Origin of the sequence: uncultured Jatrophihabitans sp. (assembly GCF_964246335.1) — a bacterium.
In the GTDB taxonomy this organism is placed as follows: Bacteria; Actinomycetota; Actinomycetes; order Mycobacteriales; family Jatrophihabitantaceae; genus Jatrophihabitans.
The window spans coordinates 2,606-27,867 of sequence record NZ_CAXTQF010000047.1; the positions used below are offsets into that span (position 1 = coordinate 2,606).

A 25,262-nucleotide genomic window follows, 5' to 3' on the forward strand; every position below is an offset into this window, starting at 1 on the left:
GCCGTCGTGAGACGGCCGACCACGCATTTCCCGGCTGCGGGTCGCGCTCGTGACGAGCGGGCAGTCGGCGCCCGCCGATCCGTCCACGGCCGTGATCGTCGTCAACTACGGCGCGCACCGGCTGCTGCAGAACAACATCGTTCCGCTCGGACCCGATGTCCGGGTCGTGGTCGTCGACAACTGGTTCAGTGCGGCCGAACGCGCTGCCGCGGCCGGGCTCGCCGACGAGCACGGCTGGGAATTCGTCGCGTCGCCGGGCAATCCGGGCTTCGGTGCAGCGGTCAACGCCGGCGCCGCTCGGGCCAAGGCGCTGGGCTGCCGGACGCTGCTGCTCGTGAACCCCGACGCGCGGGTCGGGCTCGACGTGACCGCCGCACTGGTCGAGCACGTGCGCGCGAATCCGGATGACCTCGTGTGCCCGCGCATCGTCGACTCCGACGGCACGGTCGTGTTCCGGGGCAGCGAGATCGTTCTACGGACCGGGGCGCTGCGCGCAGCCCGGGCATCGAAGCAGGCGCGGGTCGGCACGGACGGACCCGTCCGCCCATGGCTGACCGGTGCCTGCCTGGCGGTTTCGATGCAGCAGTTCGAACGCGTCGGCGGGTTCGCCGAGGACTACTTCCTGTACTGGGAGGACGTCGAGTTCTCCTACCGCGCGGCGGCCGGCGGCGCTCGACTCGTGGTGCGTGACGACCTCGTCGTCCGGCACGACGAGGGGGGCACCCACGCCGTCCGGGCGCAGGTGCGCGGCCCGGCGAAATCGACGCTCTACTACCGGTGGAACACCCGGAACCGGTTGCTCTTCGCCGCTCGCAATATGCCGACGCAGGCCTTGCTGGGCTGGCTCGTTCACACGCCGGCGCAGAGCTGGCAGATCCTGTTGCGCGGCGGTCGGCGCCAGCTGGTGCACTCGCCGCGTCCGATGTCGGCCGCCCTGTACGGATCGCTCGCTGGTGCGGCGCTGGCTGTACGCGAACTCGGGCGGCGGGCGGTTTCCGGTGCACGCGGGCAGGTGCAGCCGGACGTCACGCGATACCGTCCGGCCGTGCCAGCCGGTCCGGTGATCTTCTACAGCGCCGACCTCGATGTCGACGACTGGTCGTCCCGGCACGCCGGCGGCGAGGTCCCCGACCGTTGGCCGTACGGTCTCGACCACCTAGCCGGCTCGACCGTTGCGCCGCCTCGTCGAGAGCACGAATGGCAATTGCACGAACGCGTGCTCCGCAAGCTGGACGGCCGGTACGACTGGCGCGTGCGGGCACCGCGTGACGCGCCCGCACTGTGTTGGGACGAACGCACCGGAGTGCCTGTCGCCCTCACCCGGCGCAGTGCCTTCACGGCGTCCGGCGTCATCTGGCTGACCGATCGGCGGCCGCGGGGTACGGCCGATCGGCTCACCCGGCGCGCCCTGCAGCGCTGCGACGCGCTGTGGGTCCTGTCCGCCGCCCAGCGCGACGAGCTCGCGCGTGCGTGGGCGGTCCCCGCCGAACGAATCCATCACGTGTTGATGGGCATCGACGAGCAGTTCTGGACGCCCGCGCCCGAAGGGGAGCGTGCCGGGTCGGACACCGTGCTGGTGGTCGGCAACGACCGCGACCGCGATCACGCGACGGCAGTCCGTGCGGTCGTCCTCGCCCAGCGATCTCGCCCCGGGCTACGGCTCGAACTCGTCACCCGCTTGCCGATCGACGTCGCGCCCGGGGTGGGCGAGCGGGTCGCCGAGCTGCCGCATGCGGCGCTGCTGCACCGCTACCGCGCAGCCGGTGTGGTGGCGCTGGCGTTGCGGCCCAATCTGCACTGCAGCGGAGTCACTGCGCTGCTCGAAGCCATGGCGTGCGCACGGCCGGTGGTCGTCTCCGCGACACCCGGGATGACGGACTACGTGCGGGACGGCAGCACCGGGATCCTGGTGCCGCCCGGTGACGACCGTGCGATGGCCGACGCGGTCCTGGAGCTGGCTGCCGACCGCGACGCCGCTGACGCGCTCGGCCGGGCGGCGCGTGCCGATGTGCTCGAACGCTTCACGTCCAGCCGGATGGCCGCCCGGATCGCGGCGCTCGTCGATGGTGCCTGACGGCGCGGACCGGCGCGGAATGTCATCCTGGTCGGGCACACCTGTCGTCGTCACCCGTCGGGTGGCGCCGATTCCGTCCGACGCCCGTCGAGGAGACGCATGACCGCGGTCCGCCGCACGGCAGCGGAGCCTGTGGTGCGCCTGCCGTCCGACGCCGTGCCGACCCCGCAGGAGATCGGCTTCGCCAATGCGCAGTGGGCCGTTGCCGTACTCGCGTCCTTCCTCGTCGGCCTGCACTTCGTCGTGCACGGCGGCGTGGACCTCAGCGCCGGGCTCGCCGTGGTGCTGGCCGCAATATGGCTGAAGAACCTCGCGCGGTTCAGCGGCGCATGGCTGCTGATCGTGACCGGCGTGATCGCCATCGTGTGGGGGTGGTTCCTCGGCGATGTCGCGGTGGCCGACGGCTACTTCCTGTCCTCCTCGGACCGGGTACAGACAGCCGCCGAGTTCGGTTCGGTCCTGGTCGGCGTCGGGTTGCTGCTGTGGGTGCGCACCGTGGTGTCGATGCCGGTGCTGGGCACCGCGTTCGGTCTCGGCCTGGTCATCAACGCACAACTGTTCGGCGAGCACAGCGCCGACCTGCGCAAGTACACCTGGGGACTGCCGCTCAGCGTCCTGGCGATCTCGCTGGCGATGTTCGCCAAGCGTCGATGGGTCGTCTGTGTCGTCGTGGTCGTGCTCGCGATCGTCGCCGTCGGTTTCAGTGACCGTTCCTATTCAGCTGCGCTGTTGCTGACGTTGCTGCTGTATCTCGCCTGCAGCCGACGCGCCCGCTCCACCGCGGAGATCCCGACCGGGCTCGTGGCGGCGTTCATCGTCGCGGTGGCCGGCGCGATCTTCTGGCTCGGGCAGACCCTGCTCGTGGCCGGCTTCCTCGGCAAGCACGCGCAATTACGCACCATCGACCAGATCCGGGCCAGTGGCTCGCTGCTACTCGGCGGTCGCCCGGAAATGGCGGCGACCTTCGCGCTGATGCGGCACCGTCCGGTCGGGTACGGCGTGGGCGTCATCCCGCAGGGCAAGGACGTCCTCGTCGCGCTCGGGGAGCTTCGCAAGGCGTCTCCGAACATCGACAACGACTACGTGACGACCTACCTGTTCGGCGGGCGGATCGAACTGCATTCCGTGGTGGGTGACCTGTGGGCGGCGTTCGGACTGCCCGGTCTGCTGTTCGCGCTGCTGATTGCCGTGCTGACGTTGCGGGGGATCGCGGTCTTCGTGAGTCGCCGCACCGGTACGCCGCTCGCGCTCCTGGCGGGTGTGTGGACGATGTGGAACGTGGGCTTCAGCCCGTTCCTGTCCTCCATGACAGCGATGACGCTGGGGCTTGCGCTGGTGCTGCCGCCGCGTTTCGCCGTTCCCGCGGCCAAGCCGTCAGCCGAGGACGACGCCGTCACCCCGTGAACACCGCGGACCGGCGCGCCCGGCCGGCGGCGAGCGCGCTGCCGAGCGAACACGGTGTCAGCCCGCGCTCAAGGCACAGCGCGATCACCTCATGGGACAGGCGACCGCGGTCGACGTCAGGTGCCGGCCCGTCGTCGACGCCGTCCATCGCCGCGGCGAACCCGTCGTGCGACAGCAGGACCGCGCCGGCGACGATGCCCTTGCGTGCGCTGGCCAGTTTGTCCGGCACGCTGCCCGACGTCGTGTCGTGCGTACTCGGTCCCCACAGCACCGGCATCAACCCGGCCGCGCGTGCGGCGCGCCAGTCGCCCAGACGCAGGCGGCCGTAGGGCGGGCGCAGCCACCGCACGGCAGCTCCGGTGCGGTCCTCGAGCTCGGCCCGACCATCGCGGCACCGAGCCCGGACCTCGGGGGCAGTCAGGCTCGGCAGGGCGCGGTGGTCGGTCCCGTGCAGGCCGACCTCGTGGCCCCCCGCGAGAATGTCGGCGAACAGCGACGGATACGCGCGAACGCGCGACAGCAACACGAAGAACGTGGCGGTCACGCCGGCGTCGGCAAGCGCGGTGAGCACCGCGTCGGTACCGCCCGGCTCCGGACCGTCGTCATAGGTCAACACGACGCGCGCGCCGGAGCGGACCGCGTCGATCGAACCGAGCGGCCAGGCAGCGCGCCGGCCCCACCTGTGCGCCCGGGCCACCTGGGCACGCAGTCCGGCGCGTGTCACCGGACGCCGACCCGGGCGACGCGCGCGTACTCGTGGTGGGTCACCCCGAACCCCGCCCACACCATTCCGGCGCCACGGACAACGAGCCGAACCGCCAACCCGCTCCGGTGGTCCGAGCGGGCCAGCACGCCGGCGACGAGTCGTGGCGCGCCGACCAGTATCCGGCCGACACCCGCGACGACCGCGCGCAGCCGTATCCGGCCCGCCGCGGCCGCGTCGCCATGGGCCGCGAGCAGGTCGACCGCGACGGATGCATGACCTTGACTGAAAACCCGCTTCATGAGCCACCGCAGGGTCGCGCGGTCGGCCGGCACATGGTCCTCGGCCACCGACTCGTCGCACCACACGATGTCGCCGCCGGCAGCGACCAGCGCTCGGCTGAACAGGTTGTCCTCACCGCCGCCCAGGCCGAGCCGGAGGTCGAAGGTGAGCTGGTGCCCATGCACCCAGTCGGCGTCGAGCAGCAGGTTGCCGGCAGCGGCCTGCGGCACCAGCGTGCCGGTCGGCTTCCGCACGCGACCGAACAGGTCGGCGGTGGTGAGCCACGGGTGCACGTCGCCGTCGTAGACCGAGATGACCCGTCCGACAACAGCTGCCGGCCGGCTCTGCTCCCATGTCGCGAGCAGCTCGGGCAGCCATCCCGCGCACGGGACCTCATCGTCGTCGATGAAGGAGAGCAGCCGAGTGGTGACCTCGCGCAGGGCCCGGGCTCGGACGGCGGCGATACCCGGTACCGGCTCGTGCACGTACCGGACCTCTGCGCCGTAGATCTCGACGGCCGATCGGGCGCCCCCATCCGGGTCGTTGTCGATCACCAGCACGGGCGCGACGTCAGCAAGGCCGTCGGTCTGGGCGGCTCGGGTGTGCTCGAGAACTCCGTTCAGACATCGGTGCAGAGCGGTAGGGCGCCGATAGGTGGGGACGACGACCGTCAGCGACGGGCGTTGGATCATGATGTCTGCCCGGTGACGTCGCGGTAGAGCCGGGCGTGCGCGGCGCCGGCCGCCCCCCAAGCGCGCCGGGAGAGGTCGGGTGGGGCTGCGGGAGGTGACGTGCGAAGCGCGCTGAGCGCATCGATGATCACCTGCCCATTCAAATCGCCGGCGAACAGGTACAGCCAGCCGGGTCCCGCCTCGTCGGCCAGGTCACGATTCACGTCGTTGTCCGGCACGAGCACCGGTCGCTCCAGCGACAACGCGTAGAGCACCGACCCCGAGTTGTGCATGAACCGGTAGGGCAGCACCACGAGCTCGGCCTCGCCGACCAACTGCGTCATCTCCGCATCGGACAGGTGCCGCAGCTCCAGCCGGACATCCGGTAGATCGGCTGCCGCTGCACGGACATCGCGCTCGATCTCGATCGACGTCGGACGGCCGCCGATGGTCAAACTGACGTCCGGTGCCGACCGGCGGGCATCGGCGTACGCCGGAAGCAGTGAGTCGAGGCCTTTGTACCGACGGACCTGGCCGAAGTAGACGAGGCGCCCGGCCACCGGCGCGGTACGTGCGAGGCCTTCGAGCCATGGCCGGTAGTCACCGTGCGGGATGACGGCGCTCGGGATGTTCGCGCCGGGATCGGTACGTGCGTTCAGCGTGATTGCTGCGCGCGTCAACCGGTACAAGAAGCGGATGAGCGCCGTGTCGCGCCGGGGAAGTCCCTGGGGCAGACCGACATTGTGGACGGTGCGAACCACGGGTGTGCGAGTTACCACGAGGCGAACCGTCCAGGCCGCCATCAGCAACTCGCGCCGCACGCGCCGCAGCGGGCTACTGGCGGACAGCAGCGCCTCCGGCCAGTGCAGATGGACCACGTCGTAGCGGCCGATCAAGGCTGTGCGCCAGGTGAACGGCAGGACCTCGACCAGCTGGGTGTCCTCCAGCGAGCGGCGCAGGAGCACGAGGTACGGGTTCGTGTGGTCGGTCGGTTCCGGGAACGACTGCAGGACCCGGATCGGCACGCGGCATACTAACCAACCGCTGTGTCGAAAGTGCCAACACCTCATCTCGCCGATACACTCGTCGATGGTCTGACCGAGCGTGAGCAGCGGGTCCGTGCTGCCTCCGCGTAGAGGAGGAAGCGGTACGTGGACCTGCACCACTACCTGCGCGCCGTGCGTCGCAGCCTGTGGATCGTCGCACTTGTCGCGATCATCGGCGCAGCGGCGGGATATTGGCATGCCGCCCGCAGTCCGAAGGTCTACGCCGCATCGGTGTCGTTCTACGTGGCCACCCCGCGGCTTCAGGCCGACACCGCGTTCGGATCCGACCAGTTCGCCCAGGACCGGGCGAACACCTACGCGCGGCTGTTGTCCAGCCAGCGATTCGCCGAATCGGTGCGCACCGCGTCGCGCCTTTCGATGTCTGCAGAGGAGATCTCGGGCGAGATCTCGGGGTCCTCGCAGGTCGGGACGGTGCTGGTCGATGCGCGCATCCAGGACACGTCCCTGTCCCGGCTGACCACGCTGCAGCGCACCGTCGCGACCCAGTTCCCGCTGCTGGTCAGCGCCATCGAGTCGAGCGCCGCCGTGAAGCTCGAGGTCGTCTCGACCCCGCCGGTCAGCGCCGCGCCGGTCGCGCCACGCAAGTCGATCGACGTCATCGTGGGGTTCGCGGTCGGTCTCGCGCTCGGCCTGCTGATCGCCGCGCTGCGCCAGCTGCTCGACACCTCGATCCGCAGCGGCTTCGACCTGGAAGAAATCGCGGGCGTGCCGCTGCTCGGCAGCATCGTCGCCGACCCGACTGCGTCGCGCGCGCCGGTCGCAATCGGCGAGGCTGCGCCGTCGCGGCGCGCGGAACAATTCCGGCAGTTGCGCACCAACCTGGAATTCGTCCATACCGCCGAGCGCGCCCAGGCGATCGCGGTGACGTCGTCGATCGCCGGCGAGGGCAAGTCGTCGACCGCGCTGAACCTGGCCGTGGCCGCAGCCGAGCGGGGCGGCCGCGTGCTGCTCGTCGACGCGGACCTGCGCCGGCCCGAACTCGGGCGGCTGTTGGGCTTCGATTCGACCGTCGGTCTCACGACGGTGCTCACCGGCAACGTCAAGCTGTCGACCGCAGTGCAGTCGTGGGGCGAGCACGGGTTGGCAGTGCTCGCCAGCGGTCAGACACCGCCGAACCCGTCCGAGTTGCTCAACAGCGACGCCATGCGCGAACTCCTGCGAGAAATGCGCGAGAAGTACGAGCTGATCATCTTCGATACCCCGCCGGTGCTGGCGGTCACCGACGCGGCGGTGTGCGCCACCCTGGTGGACGGGGTCTTCGTGCTCTACCGCTACGGCAAGACGCGGCGCGCACATCTCGACGCCTGCCTGCATTCGCTGCGCGCGGTCGACGCGCGCATCCTCGGCGTGGGGCTGAACATGTTGCCCCGCCGCGGCGCCGACGGTGAGGGCGACACCGTCTACGGCAGCTACTACGCTGTGCAGCCGGACACAGGTGGCGGGACGCCGTTCGCGCAAGGGTTGGCGCGCTTGCGACAGGGGCGTCGTCGCGCGACCGGCCTCATGGCGCAGCTGTCCAAGAACGGGGCGAAGCCCGACGCTGCATCGAACGCCGTCCCGGCCCGCCCACGCGGCTCGGCGGCCACGAAGTCGACCCGAGCTGACGGCAGCGCCGCGCGTAAAAGGAGCACGCGCAGCGTGGCCGAACAGCGTGCTGCGGCGAACCAGGAGGCCCGGCGCGGCCGGCAGCAGAAACCGCAAAACGCCCGGGGACGCGGGCGCTGACCATCTGTGACCGCTCCCGTGTCGGGTGCGGACGCGATCGGCTGTCCGCAGCGGGTGCGCTCGCACGTGGGATCTGTGGGCCAGACGTGGTGAACCGGCAGAATACGGATGTAACGTCCATGTTAGAGACGGCTTGACGGTGGGCACTCTCGGTGAGCAAGAACGAGGGTGCCAATGCCGGGCGGGTCGGCAGCTGGAGCGGCAAACGCGTTCGTGTCAAAGGCGGGGAAACGCACAGATCGTTTCGTCTGCCCGGAGGCACCGTTGTCCGCATACCCCGCGCTCGCCCGCTCGCTGTCGTTCCTCGCGCACCGCAGTGCGCTCATCGTGTGCGTCGTCGCCGCGCTGGTGTGCAGTGTGCTGACCCTGGTGGCGGCGCGCCCCGCCGGTGCGGCGGCGGCGCCGTGGTCGACCAACGTCTACGACACCTATCACCGCACCGTGCGCAGCGGGCTGGGTAGGGCACAGTCGGGCGGCTCCTACGTCACGCAACTGATCCGCAGCAAGGTCACTCCGGGGCGCGGCACGATCGGCCCGCTTCCCGCCGGCCACTCGGGCTATGTCCACCTGCTCTCGACCAGGACGTCGAATCAGTCGTTGCAAGTCGGCTTCACCCTGTCGACCGGGACGCGAAGCGGTTACGGGACGTTCGTTTCCCCATTGCTGCGGCGCCAGTCCACCGGCGCCGGGTACGCGACGCGGGTTCGCGTCGGCGTCAGCGGCATCATCCGGCTGAGCATCGGCAAGTTCCTGCCCGGCGGAGCGTTCCAGACCCTGACCGGTGAGACGGTTGTGCCGGGCACGGTCAGTCCCGGTCAGGAACTGAACGTCGAGGGCATCGTCACCGGGCAGACCGTCCCGTGGCTCGGCGTCAAGGCATGGAAGACCGGTCAGCGGGTACCGACGACCTGGCAGCTGCAGGCCCACGACGCGTCGCCGGGCGTACTCGACGGCACAGGAACGGTCGGGCTCTACGCATACCGGTCCACGGGCGGCAGCCCGGTCACCGTCACGCTGCGCACGCTGCGCGGTCTGCGGCAGCCGACGCCGGCCCCCGCGCCCGCACCCAAGCCGTCGCCGACGTCCTCGCCCGCGCCGACGTCCTCTGCGCCGTCGCCGACGTCCTCGCCCGCGCCGACGTCCTCGCCCGCGCCGACGTCCTCGCCCGCGCCGACGTCCTCTGCGCCTGCGCCGACATCGTCCAGCGTCGGGGCGTCGACCACCGCCGCCAACGCGGGCGCGCTGCCGCTCGGCCAGGCGCGCTACACGCTGCCCGCGAACGGCATCTACGTCTCGCCGAGCGGCAACGACTCTGCGGGCACCGGATCGGTCTCGTCGCCCTTCGCGACGATCAACCGGGCCGTGTCCGCGGCCACCACCGGCGCCACGATCGTGCTGCGCGCCGGCACCTACAACGAGAGCGTCTACCTCGGCAAGACGGTGACGATGGAGGCCTACCCGGGCGAGGTCGTCTGGATGGACGGCTCGATCCCGGTCGACGGCTGGACCCGCTCGGGCAACACCTGGGTGCACAGCGGCTGGACCTACCAGTTCGACCACAGCGCCTCGACCGAGCAGGGCTCGAATGCCGGCGGATACGTCAATTCCGCCTATCCGATGGCCGCATATCCCGATCAGGTCTTCGCGAACGGTCGCCAGCTCACCCAGGTGTCCGGGACGCCGGCCGCCGGGCAGTTCGCGGTGAACTACACGAACCACACGATCACCGTCGGCAGCGACCCGACCGACGTGGCTATGCGGGCAAGCAACGTCGACCACGCGTTCATCGTCGGCGCGGGCAACGTGACGCTGCGCGGCTTCGGAGTACGTAACTACGCCACGCCGCTGCCGCAGATGGGCACGATCTACCTGGGCGGCCCGGTCGGGCACGACCTGCTGCAGGACCTCGTCGTGGAGAACAACGCGACGCAGGGCATCAGCGTCTACTCACCCAACGTGCGGATCGACCACGTCGACAGCTGGTTCAACGGCATGACCGGCATCCACGCCACAGCGTCCAATGGTTTGATCGTGAACGCCTGCGACGTCACGGGCAATAACACGCAGCACTTCAACGCGGCGCCGGCGGCAGGAGGCATCAAGGTCGGGCGCATGACCGGGTTCACGGCCACGAACAACCACGTGTACGGCAACGTGGGTATCACCGGCATCTGGACCGACGAGAACGTCACGAACTTCGACATCGCCAACAATGTCGTCGACGTGTCTACGTCGCCGAACGTGCCGAGCGACGTGACCGCCGTCCTCACCGAACTGTCGGACACCGGTGTCGTCGCCGGCAACGTGATCAGCGGCGGGTGGTCGGGCTACACCGCCTTCGACACCGGCAACGTGCGGATCTACGACAACACGTTCTTCGGCAACTCCACCTGGGACATCGGGCTCAGTCAGGACGACCGCAACCTGAACCCGACCGCGGCGGTCAATCCGATCCCGGGAGTCTGCCCTTGGGTCGTGCAGAACATCGTGGTGGCCGACAACGACTTCAGCCGGTCGACCGCCGGATGGGAGTTCTACGCGCTCGACAAGGCGACGCACAAGCCGGCGGACCAGATGAACATCAGCCTGAACGGCAACATGTTCGCCGCGGGCGACGGGTCGCACACGGCGATCGGCTGGGGCAACGGTGATCTCTGGTCGCCGACGAACTACACGACGGCCCGGGCGTGGGAATCGGCCCACAACCTGCCGGTGCAGAACCTCACCGCACCGCGTGGCACGACGAACCTGTCGGCCATGGCGACCCAGTTGGCCGGCGTGCTCGTCGCGCTGCCGAACGATGTCGCGACGTTGCTGGGCGTGCCCAGCAGCACGGCGCACCTCGGAGCATTCTGAACGACAGGATTCGTCGGACGGAGGGGCCGGAAAACCGGCCCCTCCGCCGCTATGCTGGAGGCGACGATCGGGGGTTTCGTCAATGACACGCACTTGCTACGTGCCCGGGATATTCGACATGTTCCACGTGGGGCACCTCAACATCCTGCGCAACGCACACGCCACGGCGGACCGATTGGTCGCCGGCGTTGTCAGCGACGCACGGGCCGAGGTCGTCAAAGGCGCCCGGCCGATCATCAACGAACAGGAACGGCTGCAGATCGTCGGCGCGATCCGGTACGTGGATGAAGCGGTGCTCGAGGACGTCAACGAGAAGCTGATCATGTGGGAGCGGTTGCGTTTCGACGTCATTGTCAAGGGCGACGACTGGCGGGGCACGCCCAAAGGCGACAAGCTCGAGCGCGACTTCGCCTCGGTCGGTGTCGAGGTCGTCTACCTGCCCTACACGGTGCACACGTCCAGCACGCGGCTGCGTCAAGCGCTCGACGTTCGCTTACGCGACGTCATCGTGGACGGCTGAGCGCGTCAGCTGCGCTTCGTCAACAGCTCACGAACGGGCATCGGACAACGCGCGGACCTCGCGGTACCACCGCGCGCACGCGACCGACAGATAGCCGATGTTGAGCACCAGCAGCACCGTGTAGACGTACCGGAACGCGTCGTGGGCAGCCAGCAGTCCCGCGGCCAGGCACAGCACGCCGTAGTCGTTGGGCAGCACGATCAGGGACCTCAGTACCGGGGCGGCCTCATTCGGGTTCGCCCGCGACGTCGTGACGTCCGAGGCGCCCCGGCGCCCCCGGTCGATGCGTCGCAGCATGTCGGTGAGCACGATGGCGAAGAAGAAGACGCTCGCCACAGCACTGAACGCGAGCGGAACGAGCAGCCAGTCACCGCTCGGCAGGTGGTAATGCCGGAACCAGCAGATTGCAATCGCGAGGTGGAAGGTGGCGAGCTTGACCGCGTCCAACACGTGGTCCAGCCATTCCCCAGCGGGTGAACCGCCGCCGCGCAGCCGCGCCACCTGACCGTCCGCGGAGTCCAGCGCGTAACCGAGGACGAGCAGCGCGGCGATCACGACAGCAACAGGCCAGGTCGGAGAGAGGGCAGCGATCAGCACGATCGCCGTGTAGGTGCACGCAGCGCTGATCATGCTCACTGCGTCCGGAGTGAACCCGCCGAGGTACGCGACGGACGCGAGCTGGCGCCCGATTGGTCGGTTGACCCAGCGCGAGTAACCGCCGGCGCCACGGTTGCTCTTCTGCGCGGCAGCCAGTCGCGCGACGACCTCGCGACGAGACGGCCGCGGTGATAGCGCGGGCGCCGGCCTGTCCGTGGGTTGAGTCGTCATCGCAGCGGCAGCCTACGGGCCGGACGGCCCTGCACCACTATGATTCGCGGATGCGGCTGCCAGATGCCACGCGGATGCGGCTGCCGGTCAGATTTCTGCGTGGACGTTGGCCTGCCGGGCTGGAGCGCAGACTGGCGCGCTTCTTCTGGGACGACCCGCGCGTCATCCTCGACGACTCGGCACCGCCGAGCGCGTTTCGCACCGCGATGAACGCGATCCAGGTCGGCGGCACCGTCAAGGTCACACGCGCCGATCGCCATCCCGACGCAGACGCATTGCTGCTGGACAACCTCGACCTGACCGACGCGGTCGTCGTCGACATCGGCGCGTCGGACGGCTCGACGTCGATCGACCTGATCCGGCGGCTGCCGGCCTTTCGCTCCTACGTCATTGCAGACCTCTTCCTGACGATCGAGGTGCTGACCGCGCGCGGTCGCGACTTCTTCTACGACACCGAAGGCACCTGCGTGCTGGTCTGCGGGCCGCGTTGCGTCGCGTGGCCCACCCGGTCGGCGCTGGTGCGACTGCTGTATGCCCCGCTCGTCGCAGCTGCTGCGCGACGCGCGGGAGACCGGCGCGAGGTCCTGCTCCTGAACCCGACGGTGCGCTCGCTCATGGCGACGGACCCGCGAGTCACCCACGCCGTGCACGATGTGTTCACACCGTGGCCGAAGCCGGCGCCCGACGTGATCAAAGTGGCGAACGTCCTCGGGCCCTACTTCAGCGACGAAGCCATCTCTCGCGCGCTGCAGGCGCTGCTCGACGGGCTGGCTGAAGGCGGCCACCTGCTGCTTGTCGACAACGGGCGGTACACCGGCCTGGAGCCGCGAGCGGGCCTCTACCGGAGAACGCACGGCCGATTCGCTCTCGTCGCCCGCACGTCGACCCTCCCCGACATCAACAGCTTGGTCGAGGACGTCCGCAGCGACGAGCTGCCCAGCGCTTCGTAAGCAGACGCCGGCCCGACGACAGGAGCACCACCCGTGGAGGTCAAGCGCGCAGTCTTCGACGCCAAGGCCGCCCTCGCCCTGCGGCCAGACCGCCGGGTGGATGATCAGCTGCGTACGACCGAGGTTCTCGACCCGGAGGTCCTGCAGAACCTGCAGGCCGAGCGGTCCGCCGCGCACGCGCGCTTCGCGATGCAGACCACCCCGTTCTACCGCGAGCTGTACACGGCCGCAGGTTTCACCGTCGACGACCTCAAGGACCCCGCGGCGTTCACCGCCCTGCCACTCGTGACCAAGTCGGACGTCAGGGAGCAACCCGACAGATTCCGCTCGAGTGAGGCCACGGACTCGAATGCGGTTATGTCCGCGACCGGCGGAAGCACCGGCGAGCCGCTGCACCTGCTACGGGACCTTCGGACGCCGACCCGCACGCTCGAGTGGCGCTTGTTCCGCTGGTGGGGCGTGCACCCGTCCGACAACATCGCGATCGTGCAGCGGAAGACCAAGACGGGGCAGGAGACGCGTCGACACAACGCCGTCTGGTGGCCGTCGAAGCGCATCCGTCTCGACGCGTTCCGGATGACCGACGACAGCATTCGTGAGTTCTTCGCGGCGTGGGAGCGCGTCGGACCCAGGATCTTGATGGGTTACGTCGGTGCCATAGCTGAACTCGCGGACTTCTGCGTGACGCATGCGATCAGCCTGTCGCCGCCGAAGGCCATTGCGGTGACTGCAGCTCCGCTGATGCCCGCGCAGCGACAGGCGATCGAGGAGGCGTTCGGTGCACCTGTCTACGACCACTACCGGTCTGCCGAGGTTCCGTGGTTGGCCGGCGAATGCCGCGAACAGAACGGCCTGCACACGTTTGCCGACCTGCGACGGGTCGAAGTGCTGGCCGCCGACGGACGAGCCGCCGGAGCCGACGAGGTCGGCGAGGTGGTTGCCACCGACCTCACGAACCGGGTGTTCCCGCTGATCCGGTACCGCATGGGTGACCGGACGTCGGCGATCGCGCAGCGATGCGCCTGCGGTGTGACCCTCCCGCGGATCAGGCAGGTTGCAGGACGAGTGACCGAGACCCTGCGCCTGCCGAACGGTCAGATCATCGTCGGTGACCCGCTGGGGCCGGTTTTCAGCAGGGTTCCGCATCCCGCGCGCAAGTACCAGCTCCATCAGCACGCCGATTACTCGATCGTGGTGCGCTGCGTCCCGAATCCGGGCGCACGGGCGCGAGCGGACGTCGATGCCGCCATCGAGGAGTTGCGATCGGCTGTCGGGCACCAGGTCCCGGTCCGGTTGGAGATCGTCGAGCAGATAGGCCACGATGGTGGCAAGATCAGGTTCATTACGAGCGAGCTCGCGTAGTCATCGTCGCCGCGTGACGACGGCGAAGATCAGCAAGGTTCCGGCGACCACGATGACTCCGGCGATGACCGCGATCCACCACAGCGGGAAGTGGACGCCGCCGAACTCGAGCATGGGCTGCTGCGCGGCGTTGCGTGGCGTGCCGGGTGCCGCCGAGGTCGGCGCGTTGCTCGACGCTGCCGTGCGGCGGGGTCCGCTCGTCGAGTGGCCCGGCGTCCGGCCGTGCCCGTGCCCCGCGCGTGTCGCCGCGCCCGGGCCCGGCGTGGGCGCGGGCGCGGGCGCGGGCGCACCGGGCATAATCGCGTAGGTGGGCGCGGGCGCGCCCCCGACTCCGACGCACGTGGCGTGTGCCGGGCAGGGCGCGGTGGGTGGATACGGCGGGGTCGTGGCACCGGTCGCCGCGCTGGCCAACCAGAACGAGACGAAGCCGAGCGCGAGGATCAGGGCGGCGATCGGTGCGAGCCGACCGGTCACGAGGGGCGAGCCGGCTCTGCGCGGGCGCGGCCGGGTCATCGACAATTCCCGGTGTGCGTCGCGACGGCGACGGGACGGACCGCGGGCTGGCGGAGCACCCGCACCGGGCCGTGCACCGCCGGTTCGGTCAGTTCGACGCGCAGCGTTCGCGTGCGTTGTGCGGGTAGTTCCACGGCGACCGTGACTGCGGTCAGGCCGTTCTCGGTGCCCGGCGACACCGGCATCGTGCGTCCGTCCAGGGTCACCGAACGCACTCGGGACCCGGGTGTCCCGTAGTACGTGAGCAGCACGAGGTTGTCGCCCGGGTGGGTGGGGTATCTCGGCTCGTCCGCCCGCAACGTCACATAGCGCGGCAGCCCGGTGCGCGGCGCGGAGTTGGTCACCCGGATGCTCGCGGTGGCGGAGCTGCCGGCAGTGCAGTGACCCCGGACGTAGGTCATGGTCGTGCGGTCGTAGTAATCGAGCTTGCTGCCCGCGGCGTTGACGATGCTCCAGCCGGTGAACGGGCCCGGCCCTGCTGCCAGGCTGCCCGCGTAACCGGACTCGCGCAGTTCGCGTTCCTCACCCGGATTCGCCGACCACACCGTCAACCGGCGCTCGTGGGCTGCGAGCGAAGCGGCTTGTGCCAACCCGCGCAGGTTCGACCCGTGCGTCAATCGGGCGGCCACGGCCCGCGCAACGGAGATCAGGAACTGCTTGCGTTGTGCATTGGCCTGCGGGGACAAGCCGGGGAAGCGGGCGTACTGCGTCTGCTGCGTCAGCGCCACGACGTTGTCGGCTGCCACCGGATCAGTGGCAGACGAGATCCGGTCGCCTTCGGCGCGCAACAGATAGCGCAAGGCCGTGGGGTCGATCGCGAGCGCGCCGTCGACGTGCTGACCGGTCTTGGCCTGCCACAACGCGGCCCAGATGCGAGCGGCGTCGGAGAAGTCGGGGCTGATGTCCGAGTTCGCGAAGATGCCGGCCGGATCGTCCTGGCCGTAGCGGGCCTCGAACTCCGTGCCGAGGTCCACCCGCGCCCGGACGTGCGCCAGTTCGGTGTCCGACCCGAAGTGCTCGAAGGTGAGGTGGCCGCGGTCGACCGTCGCGACGGCGAATGCGCCGGGGATGCCACCGACCCCACGGGCCTCGGCCTCGTTCAGGAAGCCGATGAAATAGCGACGCGGCGCCTGCTCACCGAGCATGGGCAACGCGAGTCGCACGGCCCGCTGCGCGCCGCGTAACTGGTCGTCGGTCTGCGCGAGTTGAGCCAACAGGCTGGTGCGCGCAGAACCGACGGGGCCGAACCAGGACCCCGGCGTCGCGGCAACCGAGGCCGACGCGCGGTCGACGGCTTGCGTAGCGGCGCGCAGTACCGGCTGGGTCCGTTCGAGCGGCGCGAGGCCGACCCCGCCGCCCGGCCGGGCGGCGTGCGCGACGTTGTCGGCGAGGTCGACGACACGGGGGACGACGTCATTACCGAGGACCTTGGTCTGCGTCGCGATCACCCGGGTGGCGCGCACCGGCGTGCCCGCGACCGGGATGCTCGCGGCCACCCACCAGGCCGGACCGGACGTCAGCGCGTGCGCGCTCGCCGTCGTGGCGCGCACGTGGTCGGCCAGCTGTCCGGCGCGCACGGTGTCGCCGGCAGCCAGCGCCCTGCGCAGCGCGCGGACCTCCGACTGCGCGTCGTTGAGTCGCGAGCGGGCGAGCAGTCCGGTGACGAGCAGCCAGACGACGCCGAGGAGCAGCACCGCGAGGCACGAGGCGCCGACGAGCAGGTAGAGCTGCCTGATCCGATCCGGGCGTGCGTCGCCCGGCGCGACCTCGTCTGCGGGCCGGTCAGGATGATCGACCGGCAAGGTGGATCCGACTCAGGTCGATCAGGTGTGGCGGCGTCGGCGACCGGCGACGAGAAAGACGGTGCCCGCGCCGAGCAGCACGACCACGATCAGACTGGCCGTCGCGATCTGCACGCCGGTCGAGGCCAGGCCCGAGGAGGACGAGGAACTCGTCCCGACGTGATCCTGGTGGCTGGACACCCCGGCGACTCCGGCGCCACCGCTGCTACTGCTTGCGCCTGCACCGGCTGACGACGACGCGGGATCCGGCGGGTACCCGGTTGATCCGGCCGACGACGCAGCCGCCGGGCCGGCCAGTGCGAGCACACACAGTGCCGTGCCGATGGCAGTGGCGAAAAGGACGCGAGCGCGCCGAAGCAACGCAGACATGAAATACCCCCCGGGTATACGAACCGCCCCCGACAGTTCACGAGAATCGTATGTCACCCAGCGTCCTCGGACAACCGGAACGGCCGGGACAAGGGCGTCGCATCGCGGTCGTATGGTGAATGCAACCCCCGACCGCGCGCGGTCGGGGGACGTTCGTGCTGCGTGGAAGGGCAATCGCTGTGGCTTTGTCGGCTCTGCTTCGTGCTGCGCTGGACCCGCCCGCCGACGCCGCGCTGAGCGCGATCACGGGCAGCCTGGACGCGCCCAGCCTGACGATCAGCGGGCCGGCGGCGATCCAGCCGTTCGCCATCGCGGCGCTCGCCGACGCCGGCCGCACGACGCTCGCGGTGACGAGCAGCGAGCGCGAGGCCGACGAACTCGTCGACGCGCTGGGCTGCCTGCTGCCGCCGGACCGCGTCGCGCTCTACCCGGGATGGGAGACCCTGCCGCACGAACGGCTCTCGCCCCGCGCGGACACCGTGGGTCGTCGGCTCGCGGTCCTGCGCCGCCTCGCGCACCCGATCACCGGCGACGACGCCGACCCGTCGGCGGGGCCGCTGTCCGTGGTCGTCGCGCCGGTGCGCGCGGTACTTCAGCCGCAGGTGCCGCACCTCGGCGAGCTGGTGCCGGTCGAGCTGCACGCCGGCGACGCCGGGCTGGAGCTCACCGAGATCGTCACCGACCTCGTGGCGGCGGGCTATGCGCGTGCCGAACTCGTCGAGAAGCGCGGCGACTTCGCGGTCCGCGGCGGCATCCTGGACGTCTTCCCGCCGACCGAGCAGCATCCGCTGCGCGTCGAGTTCTGGGGCGACGAGGTCGAGGAGATCCGCTACTTCAAGGTCGCCGACCAACGCTCGTTGGAGATCGCCGAGCACGGACTGTGGGCGCCGCCGTGCCGCGAGCTGCTGCTCACCGACGCCGTGCGCAAGCGCGCGGCCACACTGCTCGCCGAGCATCCGCAGCTGGGTGAATTGCTCGACCCGATCAGCCGGGGCGAGGCGGTCGAGGGCATGGAGGCGCTCGCGCCCGTACTCGTCGACGAACTCACCCTGGTGCTGGACGAGCTGCCGGCCGACGCGCACGTCGTGGTCTGCGACCCCGAACGCGTGCGTACCCGAGCGGCCGACCTGGTGCGGACCTCGGAGGAGTTCCTCGACGCGTCGTGGGCGGTGGCCGCAGGTGGCGGTACAGCGCCGGTCGACCTCGGTGCCGCCTCGCTGCGCGACCTCGCCGACGTCGAGGTCGACGCCCGGCTCAAACACCTGCCGTGGTGGTCGCTCACCGCCCTCACCGAACCGGACGCCACGCCGTCCGCATTCGCGCAGGCCCCCACCTATCGCGGCGACACCGAGGCCGCGATGAACGACCTGCGGCAGTGGACCCGTGACGGGTGGCGCGTCGCGCTCGTGTTCGACGGCCACGGCTCGGCGACCCGCGCCGTCGAACGCCTGGGCGCTGCAGAGATCCCGGCGCGGCTCGCGGCGCAACCTTCGCTCGACACCGGCGTCGTCGACGTGACCACCGGCAGGCTGCTCGGCGGGATCATCTCGCCCGAGCTCAAGCTCGCCTACCTGACCGAGGCCGACCTCACCGGTCAACGTGGGACGCTGACCAAGGACACCAGCCGGTTGCCGTCGCGCCGGCGCAACGCGATCGATCCGATCCAGCTCAAGAGTGGCGACTTCGTGGTGCACGAGCAGCACGGCGTCGGCAAGTACGTCGAGATGGTGCGCCGCACCGTCAACGGCGGCGAGCGCGAGTACCTGATCATCGAGTACGCGCCGTCGAAGAAGGGCCAGCCCGGCGACCGGCTGTTCGTACCCACCGACGCCCTCGACCAGGTCACCAAATACGTCGGTGGCGAGGCGCCCTCGCTGTCCCGGCTCGGGGGCGCCGACTGGGCGAAGACGAAGGGCCGGGCGCGGAAGGCAGTCAAGGAGATCGCCGCCGAGCTCATCCGGCTCTACAGCGCGCGGATGGCGACCCAGGGTCACGCGTTCGGGCCCGACACGCCGTGGCAGCGCGAGCTCGAGGACGCCTTCGCCTACGTCGAGACGCCCGACCAGCTCGAGGCGATCGACGAGGTCAAGGCCGACATGGAGAAGTCCCTGCCGATGGACCGCATCATCTGCGGCGACGTCGGCTACGGCAAGACCGAGGTCGCCGTCCGGGCGGCGTTCAAGGCCGTGCAGGACGGCAAGCAGGTAGCCGTGCTCGTGCCCACGACCCTGCTCGCCCACCAGCACCTGCAGACGTTCACCGAACGGATGGCGCAGTTCCCCGTGACGATCCGGGAGCTGTCACGCTTCACCCCGGCGGCCGACGTGGATGCGATCTCCGCCGGCATCGTCGACGGTTCGATCGACATCGTGGTCGGTACGCACCGGCTGCTGCAGCAGACCGTGCGGTTCAAGGACCTCGGCCTGGTGGTCGTCGACGAGGAGCAGCGCTTCGGCGTCGAGCACAAGGAGTACCTGAAGAGCCTGCGAACTGCGGTCGATGTGCTCACCATGTCGGCCACGCCGATCCCGCGCACCCTCGAGATGTCGTTGACCGGCATCCGGGAGATGACGACGATCCTGACCCCGCCGGAGGACCGCCACCCGATCCTGACGTTCGTCGGCGCCTACGACGCACGCCAGATCGGCGCGGCCGTCCGGCGCGAGCTGCTGCGCGACGGCCAGGTCTTCTACATCCACAACCGCGTCGAGTCGATCAACCGGGCGGCCGCTCGGCTGGCCGAGATCGTGCCCGAGGCACGCATCGCCGTGGCGCACGGGCAGATGGCCGAGGGCGCGCTCGAGCAGATCATGATCGGGTTCTGGGAGAAGCGCTACGACGTGCTCGTGGCCACGACGATCGTCGAGTCGGGCCTGGACATCCCGAACGCCAACACGTTGATCGTCGACCGCGCCGACATGTTCGGGTTGTCGCAGCTGCATCAGCTGCGTGGCCGGGTGGGCCGTAGTCGAGAACGCGGGTACGCCTACTTCACGTACCCGCCCGAGCGGCCGCTGACCGAGACCGCCTACGACCGGCTCGCGACCATCGCGCAGCACACCGAGATGGGCGCCGGCATGGCCGTCGCGATGAAGGACCTCGAGATCCGCGGCTCGGGCAATCTGCTCGGCGGCGAGCAGTCCGGGCACATCGCCGGTGTGGGCTTCGACCTCTACGTGCGACTCGTCGGCGAAGCCGTCGCCGACTTCCGTGGCGAGGCGCAGGACGAACAGGTCGAGGTCAAGGTGGATCTCCCGGTCGATGCGAACCTGCCGGTCGACTACCTGCCGGGCGAGCGGCTGCGGCTGGAGGCGTACCGCTCTCTGGCGTCGGCCACGTCCGACGCCGCGGTCGACGCGGTGCGCGCCGAACTCGTCGACCGCTACGGGCCGATCCCACCGTCGGTCGAGAACCTGCTCGCGGTGGCCCGGTTCAAGGTATTGCTGCGCAGCTACGGCGTCACCGAGGTGTCGTTGCAAGGCAACAATGTGCGCTTCTCGCCGCTCGAGCTGGCGGAGTCGGCGCAGCTGCGTCTGCAGCGCCTCTACGACCGGTCGAACTACAAGCACACCGTGTCGACGGTGGCCGTGCCTCGCCCCAAGGGTGTGCGGAAACCGGACGGCTCGTTCAGCGAGACCAAGTTCGGGGGCGAGCCGCTGCGCGATATCGCCCTGCTCACGTGGTGCGCCGACGTGCTTGCCGCGGTGACGGGTCGCGAGGCCGCGGCGTGACGGTCCGTGCAGTGCTGCCGGTGGCCCGCCGGTCCGGACGGCATGAGATTCTGGGGCCCGTGTCCGCACGTGTGAGCAGGAAGCGCGCCCTCATGAGATTTCGCAAGCTCGGCCTCGTGGCGCTCGCCGCGATGCTGGCGGTCGCCGGTCTCGCAGGCTGCCGCACGAACGTCGGCACCGCGGCCAGCGTCGGCAAGTCGCGGATCAGCGAGTCGGACGTGAACCGCTACATCAATCGACAGGGCCCGAACGCGTCGCTGGTGTCGCAGGCGCGCAAGCAGGGCCAGGACGTCGCACCGAAATCCGAGGTGCTCCAGGCGCTCGTCCAGGACAAGCTGTTCCGGCGGGTGCTCGCCAAGAACGGCGGCGTGCCGAGCGCCGGTGAGCTCGCGGCCTCGCGCGACGCGGCGGCCGCCCTGCTGTTCCAGACGCAACTCACCGGGAAGGCCCTGACGGCGGCATTGGTCACGGGTCTGGTCCGCACCGGCATCCGCGCGTCGTTCGCCCAGGAATATCTGACGGTGCAGTCACTCGAGTACACGATCATCAAGCGGGAGAATCTCTCCCAGTTCAGTGATCTCGCCAAGCTGGTCAAGCAGACGGGTGCGCGCGTCTCGATCAGCGGGCGGTACGGCAAGTGGGACGCGGCGACCCTGCAGGTGAATCGCGCGGCCGCGGTGCCGTCGTACCTGAAGCTGCAGCCCACGCCCGGGGCCAGTGCGAGCAGTCAGCCGTCGACCGGCGGCGGGAGCTGACCGTCGACCACGGCGCGCCGCTGCAGCGCGCCGTCGAGGTGATGGACCGGTTGCGCTCGCCGGGCGGATGTCCGTGGGACGCCGCGCAGACGCATGAGTCACTCACCCGCTACCTGCTCGAGGAGACCTACGAGGTCCTCGAGGCGATCGAGACCGGTGACCCGGTGCTGCTGCGCGAGGAGCTGGGCGATCTGCTGCTGCAGGTGCTCTTCCACGCGCGTATCGCGCAGGAGGACGCCGCGGATGCGGCCTTCGGCATCGACGACGTCGCGAGCGACCTCGTCGACAAGCTGATCCGCCGCCACCCGCACGTCTTCGCCGATGCCGCCGCGACGAGCGCAGCGGAGCTCGATGACGTCTGGGAACGGCAGAAGGCGCAGGAGAAGGGCCGCGGCTCGGCGGTCGACGGGGTGCCGCTCGCCCAGCCGGCGCTCGCCCTGGCGGCGAAACTCGTGTCGCGCGCGGGCCGGTCCGGCGTGGTGCCACCGCGTGCCGAACCGGCCGCGGACGACGACCAGGCGCAGATCGGGCAGCGACTGCTCCGGGTGGTCGAGGACGCGGTGCGCACCGGCGTCGATCCGGAGACGGCTCTGCGGATCGCGGCGCGCGGCTACCGCGACGGCGTGCTCGCCACCGAAGCGCAAGCGCGCAATCCCTGACGTCCGGTCCGGCCCGTCGGGGCTGCACATGAAAGTGCCCCAGCCAGGAGCACGGGGGGAGCTACTGGCTGGAGCACAACTATTGTAACTCTCCGTAGCCAGTCCTGCCAATCCGCTTCCTACGATTTATTCCAGGGAAACGGGACGTTCGGTATGTACCAGCTCGAACAGGGCGTCGGCGGTGAGCGGGCGGCTCAGGAAGTGACCCTGGGCGCGGGTGCAGCCGAGCGCGAGCAGCGTCGCGACCTCCCGCTCGTTCTGCACACCTTCGGCTACCACCTCAAGGCCGAAGTTGAGGGCGAGGCCGATCATCGCCGTGACGATGGACTGCGCCCGGGGGTCCTCGTCGATGCCGGTGACCAGGCTGCGATCGATCTTGATCATGTCCACCGGTAGTGCCCGCAGCTGGCTCAGGGTGCTGTACCCGGTGGCGAGGTCGTCGATCGCGGACGTGACGCCGAGCTCCTTCAGCCCACGCACCACCCGCGCCACCTCGCGAAGATCGCGTGGCGTCTCCCGTTCGGTGAGCTCGATGCTGACGAGCGAGCCCGGTACGTCGAACTCGTCCAGGGCGCGCGCCACACGCTCGAGCATGTCGGTGTCGGTCATCTGCACGGGCGAAACGTTGACGCGCATCCGGAAGCGCAGCTGCGGGACGACAAGACGCCATTGGCCGAGGGTGCGTACCGCAGAGTCGATCACCCAGTCGCCGATGGGCTTGATCAGCCCCGACTGCTCGGCGAGTTCGATGAAGTCGGCCGGCTGAAGCTCGCCCCGGGTCGGATGTTGCCAGCGGACGAGTGCTTCGGCGGCGATCACCTGCCCGGTGAGCAGGTCGTACTCCGGTTGGTAAAGCAGCGAGAGTTCCTCGTTGCCGATCGCGGTGCGCAGCTCCTCGGTCAGCGTGAGCGCCGGGTCGTCGAACTGCCCGGCGACCGACCCGACGCAGAAGGCGAGCACGGCCTCGTCGCGCTCGGACCAGTTCCCTCGCGGGGAATGCTCGGCCACGACGACGCCGGTCACCTCGCCGCCGGTGTCGTGAACGGGCACGAATGACAGGTGGTCCGCGTCCGCAGACGCTGCTTGCGGCTCGGCCAGCCGGCGTTCGCCGACGCGGCGCAGGTCGGGTAACCGGTCCGCAGTTCCGCTCAGCTGCACAACGCGGTCCCGCGCGGCGGGGACGTACACAAGTGCAGTCAGCCCCAGGCGCGCAGCCAGGCCCTGCAGAAACTCCAGGATGTGCGGCGTCAGCTCGGTCGCGGCGGGACTGAGGGCGTGGTTCACGGTTTTTCCCTGCACGGCCCGCGCCCTCCCCGGAAGCCGGTCGTGTCGTTGTCTTTGCATCGTTTCGGTTCTCATGCGACCGCGTGTTGGCCGCGACGACGCAGCCTATCCCGGCCGGCGTGTCAAGGCAGGTATCGGGTCGGTCGTACGGGCACGGGGCGTAGTCATTTGTGACATAGGGTCGGCGGCTATGGGCACCCCCGACCCCGCCACGGAGGCTGCCCCGACAACTTTCGCCGCCGTCCTGCGCACCCGCTCGTTCGCTGTGCTCTTCACCGCGGAGACGATCTCCATCGTCGGCGACCAACTGGCACGCGTGGCGCTGGCCGTGCTCGTGTTCGACCGCACCAGTAGTGCGGCGGCTACCGCCCTGACCTACGCAAGCACGTTTGTCCCGGCGATCGTCGGTGGGTTCTTACTCGCTGGCATCGGAGACCGTGTGTCGCGTCGTGCCGTCATGGTGTCTTGCGACGTCGTCCGTGCCGCGCTGATCGCCGTCATGGCTTTTGCTGAACTGCCTATTTGGGCGCTCCTGGCACTGCTGGTCGTCACCGTGCTCTTGCAGCCCGCATTCGCCGCATCCGAGGTGAGCTACCTGGCCGAGGCCCTGACTCCTGAGCAGTATCGCGCGGCCACCGGCGTGCGCATGGTGACGATCCAGGGTGCTCAGGTATTCGGATTTGCGCTCGGTGGCGTGCTCGTCGCCACGTTGAACCCGCGCGGCGCGCTGTTCGTCGATGCACTGACCTTCATCTGCTCCGGGCTGATGATTCGCATCCTGCTGCCGCAGCTGTCTCGACCGGCTACCCGTAAGCGTTCGACCGGCAACGCGCCGACGCGGCGGCTGGCGCGCCTTTGGTCGACTCATCGGGTTCGCTATCTCCTACCACTGAGTGCGTTGGCCGGCTTCTTCGTGGTGCCGGAGGGTTTGGCTGTCCCGTTTGCCCGAGACATCGAGGCCTCGACTGTGGAGGCCGGCGTGTTGCTGGCTGCCATTCCACTGGGCGGAGCGCTGGGAGCGCTTGTGCTGGTACGTGTTCTCCGACCAGCACAGCGGATGAACGCATCTTTGCTCATGGCTGCGTGTTGCGGCTTGCCGTTGATCATCAGCGCGTTTGCGCCACCCTGGCCCGTCGCCGCGGCGTTCTGGTTCCTGTCCGGCGCGCTCGCCGCCTATCAGGTGGAGATCAACTCCATCGTGGTGCAACAATTCCCGGCCTCGCTGCGTGCTCACGGGGTCGGCGTATTCAGCGCGCTGCTCACCGGCGCCCAAGGCATAGGCGTCCTGGTGTTCGGTCTTGTTGCGGAATGGACTGCGCCCGGCGTCAGCATCGCCTGTGCTGCCGGTGTCGGCAGTCTCGCGGCGGTTGCGACGGGAGTGGCGTTTCGGCGGAATGAAGACGGCGCCGATCCCAGCGGGACCGGCGCCGTCGGCGGCTCATCTGCGTTGATCGTCGACGGCGGGACGTGAGCGACACGGGCCTGAAACAATTGGCAGCTCTGCTCAACCGGCTGTTGGCAGGAGCCGCGGGGCGGGGGGCCTAGTAATAGGCATCCATGTGCCGCATCAGTCACGCGAGCGCGCGACGTTCAGCGAGATCAGGTGGAGTGGATTCAGACGGTCCAGTGCTGCATGGCAAGGGCCTCCTCATCTTCGTAGTTCGCCAACGGTGCGATAAAGGTCAGACGGTTCAGACGGTCCAGTGC

19 protein-coding genes are annotated in these 25,262 nt (G+C 69.7%); 11 read left to right on the forward strand and 8 right to left on the reverse strand.

The window, feature by feature from the left end; genetic code table 11:
* Positions 1-49: 49 nt before the first annotated feature.
* Positions 50-2,074 carry a glycosyltransferase gene (locus tag ACFFCN_RS13365; protein ID WP_375492332.1) on the forward strand — a complete coding sequence of 675 codons (2,025 nt, stop codon included), beginning with the start codon at positions 50-52 and terminating at the stop codon, positions 2,072-2,074.
* Positions 2,075-2,173: 99 nt separating this feature from the next.
* Entirely contained in the window at positions 2,174-3,478 is a 1,305-nt protein-coding gene (locus ACFFCN_RS13370; RefSeq protein ID WP_375492334.1) for a hypothetical protein, read from the forward strand.
* Here ACFFCN_RS13370 and ACFFCN_RS13375 read toward each other — a convergent pair.
* The 3 genes from ACFFCN_RS13375 to ACFFCN_RS13385 are packed head-to-tail and all read right to left on the reverse strand — an operon-like array spanning position 3,468 to position 6,159.
* On the reverse strand, positions 3,468-4,202 hold the full coding sequence (locus ACFFCN_RS13375; RefSeq protein WP_375492336.1) for a polysaccharide deacetylase family protein: 735 nt from the start codon (positions 4,200-4,202) through the stop codon (positions 3,468-3,470). The two genes, ACFFCN_RS13370 and ACFFCN_RS13375, sit on opposite strands and share 11 nt — an antisense overlap.
* The gene (locus ACFFCN_RS13380; protein ID WP_375492337.1) at positions 4,199-5,155 is read right to left on the reverse strand and encodes a glycosyltransferase family 2 protein; all 957 of its coding nucleotides are present in this window, start codon (positions 5,153-5,155) and stop codon (positions 4,199-4,201) included. Before ACFFCN_RS13380 ends, ACFFCN_RS13375 begins: the two co-directional genes overlap by 4 nt.
* Complete coding sequence (locus ACFFCN_RS13385) at positions 5,152-6,159, reverse strand: glycosyltransferase (protein ID WP_375492338.1); 1,008 nt, start codon at positions 6,157-6,159, stop codon at positions 5,152-5,154. The genes ACFFCN_RS13380 and ACFFCN_RS13385 overlap by 4 nt, the downstream gene beginning before the upstream one ends.
* Before the next feature lie 126 nt (positions 6,160-6,285).
* Here ACFFCN_RS13385 and ACFFCN_RS13390 point away from each other — a divergent pair, with 126 nt between their 5' ends.
* The 3 genes from ACFFCN_RS13390 to ACFFCN_RS13400 all read left to right on the forward strand — a co-directional run bounded on the left by ACFFCN_RS13390 (position 6,286) and on the right by ACFFCN_RS13400 (position 11,302).
* Positions 6,286-7,926: a polysaccharide biosynthesis tyrosine autokinase gene (locus tag ACFFCN_RS13390; protein ID WP_375492339.1), complete on the forward strand. Its 1,641-nt coding sequence runs from the start codon at positions 6,286-6,288 to the stop codon at positions 7,924-7,926.
* 264 nt (positions 7,927-8,190) lie between these two features.
* The gene (locus ACFFCN_RS13395; RefSeq protein WP_375492341.1) at positions 8,191-10,782 is read left to right on the forward strand and encodes a right-handed parallel beta-helix repeat-containing protein; all 2,592 of its coding nucleotides are present in this window, start codon (positions 8,191-8,193) and stop codon (positions 10,780-10,782) included.
* Between the two features lie 82 nt (positions 10,783-10,864).
* The gene (locus ACFFCN_RS13400; protein WP_375492343.1) at positions 10,865-11,302 is read left to right on the forward strand and encodes an adenylyltransferase/cytidyltransferase family protein; all 438 of its coding nucleotides are present in this window, start codon (positions 10,865-10,867) and stop codon (positions 11,300-11,302) included.
* Between the two features lie 27 nt (positions 11,303-11,329).
* On the opposite strand, the gene ACFFCN_RS13405 is transcribed toward ACFFCN_RS13400, so the two are convergent.
* A complete protein-coding gene (locus tag ACFFCN_RS13405; protein WP_375492345.1) occupies positions 11,330-12,130 on the reverse strand; it encodes a CDP-alcohol phosphatidyltransferase family protein in 801 nt (266 codons plus the stop codon).
* 50 nt (positions 12,131-12,180) lie between these two features.
* Here ACFFCN_RS13405 and ACFFCN_RS13410 point away from each other — a divergent pair, with 50 nt between their 5' ends.
* Both ACFFCN_RS13410 and ACFFCN_RS13415 read left to right on the forward strand, forming a co-directional pair.
* Positions 12,181-13,080, forward strand: coding sequence for a hypothetical protein (locus ACFFCN_RS13410; protein WP_375492347.1), 900 nt, complete (start codon positions 12,181-12,183; stop codon positions 13,078-13,080).
* A 33-nt stretch (positions 13,081-13,113) separates the two neighbouring features.
* Positions 13,114-14,442, forward strand: a complete 1,329-nt coding sequence (locus tag ACFFCN_RS13415) for a phenylacetate--CoA ligase family protein (RefSeq protein WP_375492349.1) — start codon at positions 13,114-13,116, stop codon at positions 14,440-14,442.
* Here ACFFCN_RS13415 and ACFFCN_RS13420 read toward each other — a convergent pair whose 3' ends face one another.
* The 3 genes from ACFFCN_RS13420 to ACFFCN_RS13430 are packed head-to-tail and all read right to left on the reverse strand — an operon-like array spanning position 14,443 to position 17,126.
* Entirely contained in the window at positions 14,443-14,916 is a 474-nt protein-coding gene (locus ACFFCN_RS13420; protein WP_375492350.1) for a hypothetical protein, read from the reverse strand. It abuts the gene before it with no gap.
* 35 nt (positions 14,917-14,951) lie between these two features.
* Positions 14,952-16,757, reverse strand: coding sequence for a DUF4012 domain-containing protein (locus ACFFCN_RS13425; protein ID WP_375492351.1), 1,806 nt, complete (start codon positions 16,755-16,757; stop codon positions 14,952-14,954).
* 21 nt (positions 16,758-16,778) lie between these two features.
* The gene (locus ACFFCN_RS13430) at positions 16,779-17,126 is read right to left on the reverse strand and encodes a hypothetical protein (protein WP_375492352.1); all 348 of its coding nucleotides are present in this window, start codon (positions 17,124-17,126) and stop codon (positions 16,779-16,781) included.
* 179 nt (positions 17,127-17,305) lie between these two features.
* Here ACFFCN_RS13430 and mfd point away from each other — a divergent pair, with 179 nt between their 5' ends.
* The 3 genes from mfd to ACFFCN_RS13445 all read left to right on the forward strand — a co-directional run bounded on the left by mfd (position 17,306) and on the right by ACFFCN_RS13445 (position 22,271).
* Positions 17,306-20,857 (forward strand): transcription-repair coupling factor, encoded by a 3,552-nt coding sequence (mfd, locus tag ACFFCN_RS13435; RefSeq protein WP_375492353.1) that lies wholly within the window; start codon positions 17,306-17,308, stop codon positions 20,855-20,857.
* Positions 20,858-20,949: 92 nt separating this feature from the next.
* A complete protein-coding gene (locus tag ACFFCN_RS13440) occupies positions 20,950-21,612 on the forward strand; it encodes a hypothetical protein (RefSeq protein WP_375492355.1) in 663 nt (220 codons plus the stop codon).
* 41 nt (positions 21,613-21,653) lie between these two features.
* On the forward strand, positions 21,654-22,271 hold the full coding sequence (locus tag ACFFCN_RS13445) for a MazG family protein (RefSeq protein ID WP_375492357.1): 618 nt from the start codon (positions 21,654-21,656) through the stop codon (positions 22,269-22,271).
* Between the two features lie 126 nt (positions 22,272-22,397).
* Here the strand turns inward: ACFFCN_RS13445 and ACFFCN_RS13450 are convergent, their stop codons facing one another.
* A complete protein-coding gene (locus ACFFCN_RS13450) occupies positions 22,398-23,555 on the reverse strand; it encodes an EAL domain-containing protein (RefSeq protein WP_375492358.1) in 1,158 nt (385 codons plus the stop codon).
* A 190-nt stretch (positions 23,556-23,745) separates the two neighbouring features.
* On the opposite strand from ACFFCN_RS13450, the gene ACFFCN_RS13455 reads away from it, so the two are divergent.
* Complete coding sequence (locus ACFFCN_RS13455; protein WP_375492360.1) at positions 23,746-25,026, forward strand: MFS transporter; 1,281 nt, start codon at positions 23,746-23,748, stop codon at positions 25,024-25,026.
* Positions 25,027-25,262: the final 236 nt, after the last annotated feature.